11 protein-coding genes are annotated in these 13,896 nt (G+C 52.7%); 6 read left to right on the top strand and 5 right to left on the bottom strand.

Features of this window, described 5'->3' with window-relative positions:
* Position 1 precedes the first annotated feature (1 nt).
* The gene (locus tag EZV72_RS18030; protein ID WP_137168536.1) at positions 2-481 is read left to right on the top strand and encodes a GNAT family N-acetyltransferase; all 480 of its coding nucleotides are present in this window, start codon (positions 2-4) and stop codon (positions 479-481) included.
* Here EZV72_RS18030 and EZV72_RS18035 read toward each other — a convergent pair.
* Positions 478-1,641, bottom strand: a complete 1,164-nt coding sequence (locus EZV72_RS18035; RefSeq protein WP_137168537.1) for a DUF1624 domain-containing protein — start codon at positions 1,639-1,641, stop codon at positions 478-480. The two genes, EZV72_RS18030 and EZV72_RS18035, sit on opposite strands and share 4 nt — an antisense overlap.
* Positions 1,642-1,797: 156 nt before the next feature.
* On the opposite strand from EZV72_RS18035, the gene EZV72_RS18040 reads away from it, so the two are divergent.
* From EZV72_RS18040 to EZV72_RS18050, 3 genes are all read left to right on the top strand, one after another.
* Complete coding sequence (locus EZV72_RS18040) at positions 1,798-2,220, top strand: DUF2177 family protein (protein WP_137168538.1); 423 nt, start codon at positions 1,798-1,800, stop codon at positions 2,218-2,220.
* Between the two features lie 82 nt (positions 2,221-2,302).
* Complete coding sequence (gene plsB, locus EZV72_RS18045; protein ID WP_137168539.1) at positions 2,303-4,750, top strand: glycerol-3-phosphate 1-O-acyltransferase PlsB; 2,448 nt, start codon at positions 2,303-2,305, stop codon at positions 4,748-4,750.
* A gap of 115 nt (positions 4,751-4,865) precedes the next feature.
* Complete coding sequence (locus EZV72_RS18050) at positions 4,866-5,843, top strand: Kelch repeat-containing protein (protein ID WP_137168540.1); 978 nt, start codon at positions 4,866-4,868, stop codon at positions 5,841-5,843.
* A 61-nt stretch (positions 5,844-5,904) separates the two neighbouring features.
* On the opposite strand, the gene ilvA is transcribed toward EZV72_RS18050, so the two are convergent.
* Genes ilvA through EZV72_RS18065 form a run of 3 tightly spaced genes read right to left on the bottom strand, consistent with a single transcriptional unit; the run spans position 5,905 to position 10,239 of the window.
* Positions 5,905-7,440 (bottom strand): threonine ammonia-lyase, biosynthetic, encoded by a 1,536-nt coding sequence (ilvA, locus tag EZV72_RS18055; protein ID WP_137168541.1) that lies wholly within the window; start codon positions 7,438-7,440, stop codon positions 5,905-5,907.
* Entirely contained in the window at positions 7,437-9,284 is a 1,848-nt protein-coding gene (gene ilvD / locus EZV72_RS18060) for a dihydroxy-acid dehydratase (RefSeq protein ID WP_137168542.1), read from the bottom strand. Before ilvD ends, ilvA begins: the two co-directional genes overlap by 4 nt.
* Positions 9,285-9,306: 22 nt before the next feature.
* Positions 9,307-10,239: a branched-chain amino acid transaminase gene (locus tag EZV72_RS18065; protein WP_137168543.1), complete on the bottom strand. Its 933-nt coding sequence runs from the start codon at positions 10,237-10,239 to the stop codon at positions 9,307-9,309.
* 458 nt (positions 10,240-10,697) lie between these two features.
* Here EZV72_RS18065 and EZV72_RS18070 point away from each other — a divergent pair, with 458 nt between their 5' ends.
* Together EZV72_RS18070 and EZV72_RS18075 are read left to right on the top strand one after the other, a co-directional pair.
* Complete coding sequence (locus tag EZV72_RS18070) at positions 10,698-11,312, top strand: trimeric intracellular cation channel family protein (RefSeq protein WP_137168544.1); 615 nt, start codon at positions 10,698-10,700, stop codon at positions 11,310-11,312.
* Positions 11,313-11,380: 68 nt separating this feature from the next.
* Entirely contained in the window at positions 11,381-12,901 is a 1,521-nt protein-coding gene (locus EZV72_RS18075) for a YifB family Mg chelatase-like AAA ATPase (protein ID WP_137168545.1), read from the top strand.
* On the opposite strand, the gene ilvY is transcribed toward EZV72_RS18075, so the two are convergent.
* Positions 12,883-13,746 (bottom strand): HTH-type transcriptional activator IlvY, encoded by an 864-nt coding sequence (gene ilvY, locus EZV72_RS18080; RefSeq protein ID WP_137168546.1) that lies wholly within the window; start codon positions 13,744-13,746, stop codon positions 12,883-12,885. The two genes, EZV72_RS18075 and ilvY, sit on opposite strands and share 19 nt — an antisense overlap.
* Between the last annotated feature and the right edge of the window lie 150 nt (positions 13,747-13,896).

The raw sequence follows: 13,896 nt of genomic DNA on the forward strand, positions 1-13,896 counted from the left end.
CATGCCTGTGACTTATCGCCGGGCCCGGGGCGCGGATTTACCGGTGCTGGACCAGTTTCAGCGCGCCATTATCAAGGCCGAGCAAGTGTTTATTCCCCGCCGTATTGATGAAGACTACCGGTACTACGACCTGGCGCCGATGCTGGATGCACCTGACATCTGCGTGGCGGTGGCAGAGGTAAACGGTGATCTGGTGGGGTCGGGCTATGCCAAAAAGGTTCGCTCAAAACCTTACCTGCAACACCGCTTTCATGCTTATGTGGGGTTTATGTACACCGCCGAACATTGTCGCGGGCAGGGCGTGGCCCGCGGTATGCTGACCTACTTGGGTGACTGGGCCCGTAATCAAGGGCTTGATGAACTGCGTCTGGATGTATTTGCTGACAACCAGCGGGCGATACGGGCCTATGCAACCGCAGGCTTTAGGGCCAATACTCTGGAGATGCGCATGGCGCTGGATGACAGCGCCGATGAATGCTAGAAATATTTGACCAGCGGGTGATGGCTTTGATGCTTGAACCGGGCAAAGGCCCGGGTTGGGACAAACAAGGCCACGGCGAGTAGCGCAGCACACAACCACACCTGCCATACAGCATCAAAAGCATATAAATCGCCATAATTAGGCCCGACGATGGCCAGTACAAGGCGATACCCCACCAGCAGCAGTGTCAGATGGACAACGTAAAAAAACATCGGTGCAGAGCCATACAGTTCGATCTTCTGACTGAACCGGTTGTTAGTATGTTCCAGCGCAACGAGAACCAGAAATGCGCCTCCTAACGTCAGCAGAATAAAGTCCAGTGACGGCGGATACTTGGTGTAATTCACAAAGGACATCAGGGTTTTCATCACGCTATCGTGTACGATAAAAGGTAGCGTCTCACCATACAGATTGGTCGTGCGCAGCACGATCAGTAACACCCACATACTCAGGGCCAGCGTGACCAGTATAGTGCGTCGGCGGGCAGGCAGCGTGGTACGGGCATACACCGGCCCCATGGCATAGCCCAGCAGAATGACGCCAATCCAGGGCAGCACCGGGTAGGAAGCCTTGATACTGAAACTGTCGGTATCCCAGATATAACCACGGTCGTGTAGTATCGCCCACAGGGTATAGCCGGCTTCACCGGTGGTAAAGGTCACCGGATCCAGCAGGTTATGACCGGCTACAATGACGAGTCCCAGCAGCAATATCCAATGATGGGGCAGGGCGCTGAGCACCGACAACGCCAGCATACTGACCCCAATAGCCCACATCACCTGCAGGTACAGGGTGTCGTAATTACCCATCCACAGCCAGTTAATCACCGCCACCTCAATAAAAATGATAAACAGGCCCCGTTTGAATAAAAAAGGCGTGGCGCTGCGTGGTGGTTTATCCGCCGGGTGGGCATACAGCCAGGCAGACAGGCCGGTTAAAAAAACAAACACCGGGGCACAAAAATGGGCCGAAATACGGGTAAAAAATAAGGCCGGACTGGTCGCGTCCACATCCATTGGATCGCCCACATTCTGATGATAGAAAAAGCGCTCCCGCACATGGTCCACCAGCATCAGGAGCATGACCAGTCCGCGTAAAATATCAATGGCGGCCACTCTTTTTTTGCTGTGTACCACGGGCTCAGTAACCGTGTCAGTCATACTTTATCCTGCTACAAATACATCACTTAGGAAATGTTATAATATATCATCCAACCTAGACAAGTGACCAGTAACAATCCTGTTAGCGGTTAAACTCTGTTTTTTCCTTCATCCGGCATACTGAACCAAAGCCACTCGAACGCCGTTCAAACCATCATGAAAATACCTTTTTCAACCTACCTTTATGCATGGCTGGCAGTGCTGATAAGTTTTGCGGTACTTGATGGTCTCTGGCTGGGCGTTATTGCCATGCCATTGTATACAGAACATTTTGCTGGTTTGCTGCGCGAGCCGTTTATTACCTGGCCGTGGCTGGCATTTTATGTGCTGTACTGCATGGCGGTGGTATTTCTGGCCATTCGTCCCACACTGGATCAGTCTATGGTTGCCACCGGCGTGCACGGTCTGGTACTGGGGGCAACAGCGTATGGTACCTACAACCTGACGGCCTATTCCATTGTGGCTGGCTGGCCGCTCAACATGACCCTGATAGACTGGTTATGGGGCGCGGTGGCGACTATGTTGCTGGCCATTGCCGGTGGCACCGCAGCACGCTATCGCTTACATCGTCTTAAATGACCGCCTGACAGCGCGTTTTTAAGGATTTTTAACCAGGTGTGATACACTGCGCCGGTTTTTTCTATACAGGACTTTTTAGTACATGTCGTGGATGCGCCGAACGCTTCTGTCTGTTTTTCATTATCCGGTAAAGTGGCTGGTAAAACCTCACACCACACCGTCGGATGTTGAAACCGAGCTGAACATTGACCGTCATAAGCCGATCATTTATCTGCTGCCCAGTAACTCGGTCACCGACCAGCTGGCACTTCGCATGGCGTCCAAAAAGCTGGGTTTACCTTGTCCCACCAACGAGGTTTCGCTGGCCGGGCATGATTACCCTAACTGCTTGTTTTTAAGAAAAACCCAGCCTGTAATCGCCCGCGGCGGTAAGATTAAAACCAATATTGAAGAAGTCTTCACGGATCTGTTTCATCTGCACCGGGATAATCCGGATACCGATGTACAGATTGTGCCAGTCTTTATTTCCTGGGGCAGAGCGCCGGGCAAAGGTAAACCCGGATTAAGTGATCTGATTGCCGATGTGGCCACACCCAGCTGGTTACGCAAACTGTTTATTGTGCTGTTTCTGGGCCGGGATAACTTTATTAGTCTGAGCAAAGCCGTGTCCTCTCGGGACATGGCAGCACAGCATGGTAGTGATGAGCTGATTGCCCACAAACTGGTGCGCCTGGCCAGTACCCATTTTCAGCGTAAACGTCAGAGCCTGACCGGGCCCACGTTGCTTGAGCGTCAGGAACTGCACAATGCGGTACTGGGGTCAGAGTCAGTTAAAAAAGCCATCGGTGAAGCCGGTCAAAGTAAAAAGCGCACGCCGGAAAAAGCCCGACAGGATGCGCTGGATTACATCAACGAAATTGCTGCTGACTACCGTGAAGGACTGATTCGGGTGGGCGATCGCTTGCTTGGTCGCATCTGGAACAAGATTTATAACGGTATCAGCGTGCACCATAGTGAGCGGATCCGCGACCTGGCCCGCAATGGTCATGAGATAATCTATGTGCCCTGTCACCGCAGCCACATGGATTACCTGCTACTGACCTACGTTATTTATCATGAAGGCATGGTAACACCGCACATTGCAGCGGGTATCAATCTGAACTTCTGGCCGGTGGGCAAGATCTTTCGTCGGGGCGGCGCTTTTTTCCTGCGCCGCAGCTTTGCCGGAAATAAGCTGTATACCGCGGTATTTCGTGAATACCTGGAGTTGCTGTTTAACAAAGGCTATTCGGTGAAGTATTACCCTGAAGGCGGCCGCAGCCGCACCGGGCGTCTGATTCCACCTAAAACCGGAATGCTGGCCATGACCATGCAGGCCCTTCTGAAAGGCGTGAATCGGCCGGTCAGTATTGTGCCTGTGTATATAGGCTATGAAAATGTCATGGAAGTGAAGAGCTACCTGAACGAACTTAAAGGCAGCTCGAAGAAAAAAGAGTCTAACTGGCAGGTCTTTTCGGCCATTCGCAAGCTGAAAAATTATGGCTATGGCTATGTTAATTTTGGTGAGCCCATCCAGCTGAACCAGTATCTGGAAAAACAGATCCCAGACTGGCGCGAGACCTTACCGGATGACCCGGAGAAAAAGCCCAACTGGCTCACGCCCATGGTTAATGAACTGGCTAACGAGGTGATGCTGCGCATCAACAAATCGGCGGCGATTAATGGCATGGCCCTGACCTCACTGTGTCTGCTTTCTTCCAAAAACAAAACCATGAGCCAGCGCGAACTGGTGCAGTCACTGGATGCCTGTCTGACCCTGCTGCGCGCCCAGCCTTATTCCAGTGACTTTTCGGTGCCCGATGACAGTGCCGAGGATATGATGAAGCATACTCTGTCTCTCAATCGCTTTGAGGTGAGCAATGACGGCTACGGTAAGCTGATTAGCCCGCAAAAAGATAATGCGGTCTTTTTAACTTACTACCGTAATAACATTCTGCATCTGTTTGCCTTACCGGGCATTATTATGTCTGCGGTATTTACCCACAAAGTGTGCCGCCGTGATTATATTCTGCGCCTGGTGGCCGCCCTGTATCCGCTGTTGCAGCGAGAGCTGTTTATTCACATGACCCAGGACGAAGCACTCAGCTATACCGACCGACTGATTACCCAGTTACTGGCGCAGGGGCTGGTTCAGCAAAAAGGTGAGTGCCTGCTGCCACCTGAGGCGAACGATGCTGCGTTTCATCCGGCCTGGCTGCTCAGCCGCTGTATGCAGGAAACTTTCCAGCGTTATCTGGTGGTGCTGACTATTATTGAAAAAGAACGTGTGATCAGCCGCGGCCAGCTGGAGCGGGCCAGCCGGCAGGTAGCCGAACGTCTGTCTACCCTGTACGGATTAAGCTCACCGGAGTTTTACGATAAAAATGTGCTGTCGAGCTTTATCACCGCGCTGCGTGAAAACCACTGGCTAGACTCCACCAGCGACGGCAGTTTAAAGTATTCAGAAGAAAGTGACGCTTTACGTCAGGATGTCATGCTACTGGTATGGCCGGAGATTGTTCAGCATCTGGAAAATGTTGAACTGCACTAAATCTACGCGTGTCTACGTATAGGTAGTATCAAAAAAGCGATAAAGCGCAGTACACCAGCTTTATCGCTTTTTTTTGGACAATGACTCAGTGACAGAAAATATAATAAGGAAAATCATGGTTAAGCAAACATGTCAGGCGCTTCTGTGGAGTCTGGTCTGCCTGCTCATTTTGTCTGGCTGCAGCTCGCGCACACTGGACATCTACCCCACTGAAATCCCGTTTAAACTGGAAACCGCCCGGTTTGGTGAAGGGGTAGCGAATGATGGTAATAATATCTATGTATTTGGCGGCTCAAAAGGCGGTAAGTGGCTTAGTGATGTAGAGATTATCGACCCGGACACCCGCAATATTCAGGTACTGAACAAACATATTATTCCCCGGCGCTACTTTTCTGCGGTGTTTGATGGCGAGCATAGTATTTACCTGATTGGGGGGATCTCTCATGAAAAAGGGGAATACAATTATGAAAGCCGGGTAGAGGTTTTTGATACCCGTACCCGTACCGTGACTCAGGCGCGGCCCTTACCGTATCCGACCCGGGTTAACGCAGCGGTGTATCTGGATGGCAAGATTTATGTCATCGGAGGCGGTCACAGGGACTGGAAAACCAAGCGAATGAAGCGCTCCAGTCTGATGGCGGTATACGATATTGCCCAGGACAGCTGGTCGCTGGCCCCGCCGATGCCTGAGGCAAAGGAAACCGTGGCCGTTACATACGAGGGCAAAATTTATGTGGTGGGTGGCTACGACGGCAAACATGCCCTGACCACGTTTTTCAGCTACGATCCGGCCACCAATCGCTGGCGTGAGCTACCGGATGCACCGCATCCGCTCAGTGCCCACTCTGCCGCCGTATGGCAAAACAAGCTGTTCACCTTTGGCCACTACACTGACTTATCTGCCTCTTATGTGTATAACTTTGACACCGGTTACTGGCGCAAGACAGACCTGGATTTAGAAGACGGCCGGCATAATAAGGCCACTATGCTGGATGACCATATTTATGTTATTGGCGGGTTTACCCCACAACAGTCAGGCATGGATCTGATTCAGGTGTTTGACCGGGATGAACTAAAAAAAGCGGCTGATTAGGCCGCTTTCAACGCTTAGGAAAATGGCAATTGGGTAGCCGCTGGCAAAAGCGGCTCTTTTTTTAGTTGCCAGCTAAAAAAAACTGATATGCCGGGTCATCCGTCACATCCTTGCAGGTGTAATTCAGGGCATCCAGATGCTGATTAAAGGCCTCACGGCTTGCTGGCGGAATATCAAAGCCAGCCAGTACCAGTCCTTTCGCCGCACCATGATTGCGGTAATGGAATAAGGTAATATTCCACAGCTCACCCAGCGTATTTAAGAAGTTCAGTAATGCGCCCGGATATTCCGGAAATTCAAACGCAAACACGGTTTCATTTAAAATAGCCGGCGGGCGCCCGCCTACCATATGTCGTACGTGTAGCTTGGCCAGTTCATTGTCGGATAAATCCACACAGCTGAAGCCTTTATCACCCAGCGCGGTGCTAAGCTGTCCGTACTCCTGCTGACCGCCTTTAAGCTTCACGCCGACAAACACATGCGCTTCCTGCTCGTGCCCGTACCGATAGTTGAACTCGGTGATGTTTTTGCCGCCCAGCGCCTCACAAAAACCTTTAAAAGCCCCGGGGCGCTCGGGCAGACGCGCAGCAAAAACCGCTTCTTTCTGCTCAGCCAGTTCGCAGCGCTCCGACACATAGCGCAGGGTATGAAAGTTGATGTTGGCGCCGCACAATATGCCACCCAGCTGCTTCCCCTTCAGGTTATGCTGTTTTACATATTTACGGATGGCCGCTACCGACAATGCGCCGGCCGGCTCTGCAATCACCCGGGTATCATCAAAGATATCCTTGATGGCACCACAAATTTCATCATTGGACACCGTCATGATTTCATCAACAAACTGATTGCACAGACGAAAGGTTTCCTCGCCCATGACCTTGACCGCCACGCCATCGGCAAAAATGCCGACGGAGGGTAACGGTACCGGTTTACCGGCCGCTTTGGCCGCTGCAAAACAGGCTGATTCTTCAGACTCTACCGCAACAATACGAATGTCCGGTTTAAGCTGCTTAAGATAAACCGCAATACCCGCAGCCAGTCCACCGCCGCCCACGGCGATAAACAGCACATCCAGGTTCGGGTTTTGCTCCAGCAGTTCCCGGGCCACCGTTCCTTGCCCGGCAATCACATCCGGATCATCAAACGGCGGTATAAACGTATACCCATGCGCTGCTGCCAGCTCTTTTGCTTTACCGCTGGCCATATCGAAATTAGTGCCGTACTGCACCACTTCCACCAGCTCACCGCCAAACCGGCGCACAGCATCCACCTTAATGTCCGGGGTGGTTTCAGGCATCACAATGGTTGCTTTCACACCGCGTTTTTTGGCCCCGTAAGCCAGCCCCTGGGCGTGATTGCCCGCTGAAGCGGCAATCACGCCGGCATCCAGCTGGGCCTGGTCGAGCATACATAAACGATTGTACGCCCCGCGCAGTTTAAACGACTTAACCGGCTGCTGGTCTTCGCGCTTAAGAAACACCGTGTTACCCAGCTGTTGTGACAAACTGGACATTGTCACCAGTTCACTGGCGACCGCGACATCGTAGACCGGCGCCAGCAGGATTTTTTTCAGATAATCGTGGTCGCTGATACTCATATGTCTTCCAGTTTACTTGCATCGCGCACCGCGCCTTTATCGGCACTGGTGGCCAGCATGGCAAAGGTTTTCAGCGAGTTAGACACGTACCGCTCACGGTTCACCGGCTTCCACGGACGCTCACGGGATTCCATTTTTTCACGGCGATGGGCAATCTCAGCATCATCTACATCCATGTTGATCGTACGATTGGGGATATCGATAACAATTTTATCGCCATCCTCAACCAGACCAATACCACCACCACTGGCCGCTTCAGGAGAGCAATGACCAATCGACAAACCACTGGTACCACCGGAAAAACGTCCGTCGGTGATAAGCGCACATTCTTTACCCAGGCCCTTGGATTTCAGGTACGAGGTCGGATAAAGCATTTCCTGCATACCCGGGCCACCGCGCGGGCCTTCGTAACGAATAATCACCACATCACCGGCTTTGATTTTATCGCCCAGAATAGCGGCAACCGCTTCATCCTGGCTTTCAAAAATACGGGCTGTGCCGGTAAAGGTATAGATAGACTCATCCACGCCAGCAGTTTTAACAATACAGCCATCTTCGGCCAGGTTACCGTACAGCACCGCCAGCCCGCCTTCCAGACTGTAGGCATGGTCCAGTGAACGAATACAGCCGTTCTCCCGGTCACTGTCGGCATCCGGCCAGCGACATTCCTGGCTAAAGGCTTTGGTGGTGCGAATACCGGCCGGGCCGGCGCGATAAAACTTATCGGCTTTGTCATTACCCGGCTTAGTAATGTCCCACTGCTCAATCACATCGGTCAGCTTACCCAGTACATGGTTGGCATCCTGATGCAATAAACCGGCTTTATTAAGCTCATTGAGGATACCCAGTACACCACCGGCACGATGCACATCTTCCATGTGATACTTTGGCGTGGAAGGGGCCACCTTACACAAATGGGGCACCTTGCGGGATAACCGGTCAATGTCTGCCATGGTAAATGGCACTTTACCTTCCATCGCTGCAGCCAGCAGGTGCAAAATGGTGTTGGTGGAGCCGCCCATAGCAATATCCAGGCTCATGGCATTTTCAAACGCATTGAAGTTGGCGATGCTACGCGGCAGGGCGGTTTCATCATCATTGCCATACCAGCGCTGACACAACTCCACAACCAGCTGACCGGCCTGTTTAAACAGACCTTCACGGTCAGCGTGGGTGGCTAGCATCGAGCCGTTGCCCGGTAAAGATAAGCCCAGCGCTTCGGTCAGGCAGTTCATTGAATTGGCGGTAAACATACCGGAGCATGAGCCGCAGGTCGGGCAGGCCGAGCGTTCAATTTCATTGGTGTCATCGTCGCTGACTTTATCGTCAGCAGCGGCCACCATAGCGTCAACCAAATCCAGTTTGATGATTTGGTCAGATAATGTGGTTTTACCGGCTTCCATCGGGCCGCCGGAGACAAAGACCACCGGAATGTTCAGGCGCATCGCAGCCATCAGCATTCCTGGTGTGATCTTGTCACAGTTAGAAATACACACCAGCGCATCAGCACAGTGGGCATTGGCCATATATTCAACCGAGTCAGCGATGATTTCCCGCGACGGCAGACTGTACAGCATACCGCTGTGGCCCATGGCTATCCCATCATCCACGGCGATGGTGTTGAACTCCTTGGCCACGCCACCGGCTTCCTCAACACTGCGGGCAACCAGCTGACCCATGTCTTTTAGATGCACATGCCCAGGTACGAACTGGGTGAAGGAGTTAGCAACGGCAATAATGGGCTTACCAAAGTCGCTGTCTTTCATTCCGGTTGCACGCCAGAGCGCACGGGCTCCGGCCATATTTCTACCTTGAGTGGTAGTTGCTGAACGTAACTTGGGCATAATACTTTCCAGATTGCTTAGTTTATTTGTAAACCGGCGTTAACCAGTTCCACTTATCTTCGGTGGTACCGTTGAACAGGCCAAAGAACTTATCCTGAACCTGAGCGGTGATCGGACCACGACCGCCATTACCCACGGCAATACCATCCACACTACGAACCGGCGTCACTTCGGCAGCAGTTCCGCACATAAAGACTTCATCGGCCAAATACATGGCTTCACGGGCAATATTTTCTTCACGCACTTCATAACCCATGTCGCGCAGCAGCGTGATACAGGTGTCACGGGTGATACCAGGCAGAATCGCGGCCGTTTTTGGCGTTGTGGTTACCACACCGTCGCGCACAATAAAGATATTCTCACCAGCACCTTCACTGATATAACCATTGCGGTCCAGCGCAATACCCTCACCATAGCCATGACGACGGGCTTCCATCGAGATCAGCTGAGAAGACAGGTAGTTACCACCTGCTTTGGCGCCTGTTGGCATAGTGTTGGCGGCCAGACGGTTCCATGAGGAAATACCGGCATCTACGCCGTTTTTGATGGCTTCTTCACCTAAGTATGCGCCCCATTCAAAGGCCGCGATGGTGACTTCTGCTTCCTGACCAAACGGTACCTGCAGGCCCATACCAATATCGCCATAAAACGCGATCGGACGGATGTAAGCAGATTGCAGGTCGTTTTTGCGGATAATATCCAGGGTCGCTTCGTTGATCTGATCCAGCGTAAACGGAATGGTCATCCGATACACTTTGGCTGAATCAAACAAGCGGCGGTTATGGTCGTTCAGGCGAAATACGCAGGTGCCTTTATCTGGTGTTTTGTAGGCACGAATACCTTCAAATACTGACGAGCCGTAGTGAATCGCGTGTGACATGACATGAACGGTGGCTTCTTTCCACGGTTTTGTCTCGCCATTAAACCAAATATATTCAGCAGGTTGCTTAGCCATGTTTATTCCTTATCTGTAGGGATACACCCAAACACTGCCTGACGGCAGAAATTAAAAGTTCAGGCAAATGATACAGCAGGTCATGCAAAGCCCCAACTGAGCTCAGCGACGGACCATGCAGGTGGACAAGTTTTTTTACAATTGCTGTAAAAAACACCAGACCACAGGCTGATTTGCCTGATTGTCAGGCACACAACGAGGAATAATGTTCTGTTAGACAGAACCAGATAATGCTTATCTGAGATAAGACAAGATGTTGAAGAAATTCGAAAAAATATGTATTCAGGATGTTCCTGCACAACATCGGGATGGCTGGCCCGGCTGTGATTACACGCAAAATAAGTATCACGAAACGGTAGTCTTTTTCAAGCGAATTGCGCAGACTTGCCGATACTTATTGATGTATTCAGAATTTCACGTTTGCTTTTCATTTTTTGCTTTGCAGCAGGGGCCTGCCAATGACAATAGACTGGTTTCACTATATGAATCTGGCGGGGGTGGCAGTATGTGCCATCTCCGGTACTTTGATGGCGTATCAAAAGCGCATGGACGGATTCGGAGTCATTGTACTGGCAGCGGCCACCGCCATCGGCGGCGGTACCCTGCGTGATATTATGCTGGATTTACCAGTATTCTGGGTCGCCGACCCGGACTATCTGTATACCACCGTAGTGGCGGCACTGGGCACCATTATCTGGCTGCGATTTATTGATTATTTTCCTTATCACTATTTGCTGATTGCTGATGCTTTCGGACTGGCGCTGTTTAACGTAGTAGGCATGGAAAAGGCACTGACCCATGGCGCTGCCATGTCGGTCGCCATTACCATGGGCACGATCACCGGGGTGTTCGGGGGCATGATGCGCGATGTGATTTGCCGCGAAGTTCCGCTGGTATTCAGCGGCGAGCTGTATGCCAGTACCTGTATTGCAGGCGGGCTGATTTATGCAATGTTTTACTATAACGGTATGCCTAATACGTGGAGCCTTCTGGCTGCGCTTATCACCACGGTGCTGATGCGCTTTGCCTCGATGCGCTGGCACTGGCAGCTACCGGTGTTTAAAAGCGAATAAACTGCCCGTCAGGTCAGTATCTGCCACCCGGGCGATTGTCTTACCCTACAGTTTTAGGGAGGAAAATTATGGGGTATGCAGTATTACGCACCCGGGCCGCCGAGGGCATTGATGCCCCGCCGGTACAGGTCGAGGTGCATCTGTCTAACGGACTACCCAGGTTTGACCTGGTTGGCATGGCAGAAACCAGTGTAAAGGAAGCCCGGGACCGGGTACGCAGCGCACTGATTAACAGTGGCTTTGAGTTTCCCGCCCGGCGTATTACTGTCAATCTGGCTCCGGCCACGGTCCCCAAAGCCGGCAGCCGGTATGACTTGCCTATTGCAGTGGGAATTCTGGCCGCTGCCGGCATGCTGGATGAACGGGCACTGGCGCAAACCGAGCTGATTGGCGAGCTGGGGCTGGATGGCACACTAAAAGCGATTACCGGACTGGTTCCGGCACTGCTTGCCATTCGTAACGAGACTGACAGCAGCGTGATCTTTCCCGCCGCCTGTGTGCCCGAAGGCACCCTGGTTGATGGTATTGAACGATACCCCGCCCTGTCCCTGTTACATGTTTTTCATCATTTTTCCGGAACGGAAAAACTCCAGGCACTGGCCGAGCAGGCCCACCACTGCGCACCGCGCCAGGTGCCACGATGGGATGACATTATCGGGCAGCAGCCGGCTAAGCGGGCGCTGCTGATAGCCGCCAGTGGAGCGCATAATTTACTGTTTGTCGGGCCCCCGGGCACGGGTAAAAGTCTGCTGGCCAGTCGTTTACTCAGCCTGCTGCCAGAATTGAGTATCGAAGAGGCCCTGGAGGTCGCCGCGGTACACTCGGTAAAAGGGCTGACCGTTGAAGCGCAAACCCTGTTCAGCCGACCGTTTCGCGCCCCACACCATACCTGCTCACCGGTGGCCCTGACCGGCGGCGGCAGCAACCCGATGCCCGGCGAAGTATCGCTGGCCCACCACGGTATTTTATTTTTAGATGAGCTGCCTGAATACGGCCGGCGCAATCTTGATGTACTGCGCGAGCCTCTGGAAAACGGCCATATCTGCATCAGCCGGGCACAGGGGCAGGCCACCTATCCAGCCCGCTTTCAGCTCATCGCGGCGATGAACCCCAGCCCCACCGGAGATGTTCATGACGGACGCTGCTCCCCGGATGAAATACTGCGTTACATCAACCGGCTATCGGGTCCGTTACTGGATCGCATCGACATGCAGGTAGACGTTCCCCGGTTACCTGACTATACGCTCAGTGCCGCGGTCACCGACTCCCATCAGGACAGCGCGCAGGAGGCCAAAACCCGGGTCAGTGAAGCCCGCCGCGTGCAGTGGCAGCGTCAGGGTAAGCTGAATAACCAGCTACAGGCTGGCGAACTGGCCGAAGCCTGTCAGCTAAGCGCGCGCGATCTGGCGTTTGCTCAGCGTGCCGCCGCTCAGCTTAAGCTTTCCATGCGGGTGTTTCACCGCAGCCTGAAAGTAGCGCGTACGCTGGCCGATCTGGATGCCAGTGTGCAGGTCGGGCGCAGCCACTTAAGCGAAGCCATGCAGTACCGGGCACTGGACAGGCTGATTGGTCAGCTGAGCTCCAGCTGAAGCAGGGCGTTGATCAGTGGCTCGTGCCGGCGGGACTGTAAGCAGCATAAGCCCAGTTCGTAAGACTCAATGTCTTCCACTACAATCCGGGTGACCTGAGACGCCATACTGCTGTGATCCAGCACCACTGTGGGCACAAACCCAACGCCGCATTCAAAGGCCACCATGCTAACAATGGCCTCGTTGCCTCCTACCGAGGCATAAATGTTTGGCCGGATGCCATGCTCGGCAAACCAGTGGTACACAATACGCCGGGTCGGCCCGATTTCCGGCATCACCACCGGATGCTTACGCCAGTCAAGCTGGCTGAGCTGGGTAATACGCCAGTCTCTGGGCGCAATCAGGGTCAGGGGCACATAATCAATCCGGGAAAAAGACAAATCGGTAGGAAAGTCCGGTGTGTTAATGGCAATACTGACATCACATTTTTGCTGCTTCACATTGTCATTGGCCAGTGCCGGATCACCGGTGATAAGCCGGATATCCACTCCCGGATGCTGCTCCCGGAAGCGACGCAACAGGTCGGGCAGGTGACTCTGACTGGCGGTTACTGAACAAAACAGACTGAGCTCTCCCTGCAGATCCTGACTGTCCTGGCGTAATTCAGCCTGCAAACCCTGCCAGTCTTTGAGCACCTGACTGCTGAAGGCAAGCATTTTATGGCCCGAGTGGGTCAGCGATACCTTGCGGTTGTCCCGCAAAAACAGAACCGCGCCGCATTCCTCCTCTAAACGCTGAATAGTGCGGCTGAGCGTGGATGCAGACACATACATGGCCTGCGCTGTGTCGCCAAAATGCAGGCTGCTGGCCAGATGATTGAACAGTTGTAGGCTACGAAAACCCATAGTGTTGCATAAAATGAAATACTGTCTTGCGAATATATCATTTTCCAAAACAAAAAGAATCCGATAAGTTACATACCAAGTCGTCACCGACGAGGTCTTCAGCGCGATGGTGCGCTGATTATGACGAGATAAAAAGAGATGTTCGGAAAT

Origin of the sequence: Salinimonas lutimaris (assembly GCF_005222225.1) — a bacterium.
In the GTDB taxonomy this organism is placed as follows: Bacteria; Pseudomonadota; Gammaproteobacteria; order Enterobacterales; family Alteromonadaceae; genus Alteromonas; species Alteromonas lutimaris.

Excerpts from the sequence above, each read along its gene's own strand:
- EZV72_RS18065 (WP_137168543.1), bottom strand. The coding sequence starts at position 10,239 with ATGGCTAAGCAACCTGCTGAATATATTTGGTTTAATGGCGAGACAAAA.
- plsB (WP_137168539.1), top strand. The coding sequence starts at position 2,303 with ATGTCGTGGATGCGCCGAACGCTTCTGTCTGTTTTTCATTATCCGGTA.
- ilvY (WP_137168546.1), bottom strand. The coding sequence starts at position 13,746 with ATGGGTTTTCGTAGCCTACAACTGTTCAATCATCTGGCCAGCAGCCTG.
- EZV72_RS18070 (WP_137168544.1), top strand. The coding sequence starts at position 10,698 with ATGACAATAGACTGGTTTCACTATATGAATCTGGCGGGGGTGGCAGTA.
- EZV72_RS18050 (WP_137168540.1), top strand. The coding sequence starts at position 4,866 with ATGGTTAAGCAAACATGTCAGGCGCTTCTGTGGAGTCTGGTCTGCCTG.
- ilvD (WP_137168542.1), bottom strand. The coding sequence starts at position 9,284 with ATGCCCAAGTTACGTTCAGCAACTACCACTCAAGGTAGAAATATGGCC.
- EZV72_RS18040 (WP_137168538.1), top strand. The coding sequence starts at position 1,798 with ATGAAAATACCTTTTTCAACCTACCTTTATGCATGGCTGGCAGTGCTG.
- EZV72_RS18030 (WP_137168536.1), top strand. The coding sequence starts at position 2 with ATGCCTGTGACTTATCGCCGGGCCCGGGGCGCGGATTTACCGGTGCTG.
- EZV72_RS18075 (WP_137168545.1), top strand. The coding sequence starts at position 11,381 with ATGGGGTATGCAGTATTACGCACCCGGGCCGCCGAGGGCATTGATGCC.
- ilvA (WP_137168541.1), bottom strand. The coding sequence starts at position 7,440 with ATGAGTATCAGCGACCACGATTATCTGAAAAAAATCCTGCTGGCGCCG.
- EZV72_RS18035 (WP_137168537.1), bottom strand. The coding sequence starts at position 1,641 with ATGACTGACACGGTTACTGAGCCCGTGGTACACAGCAAAAAAAGAGTG.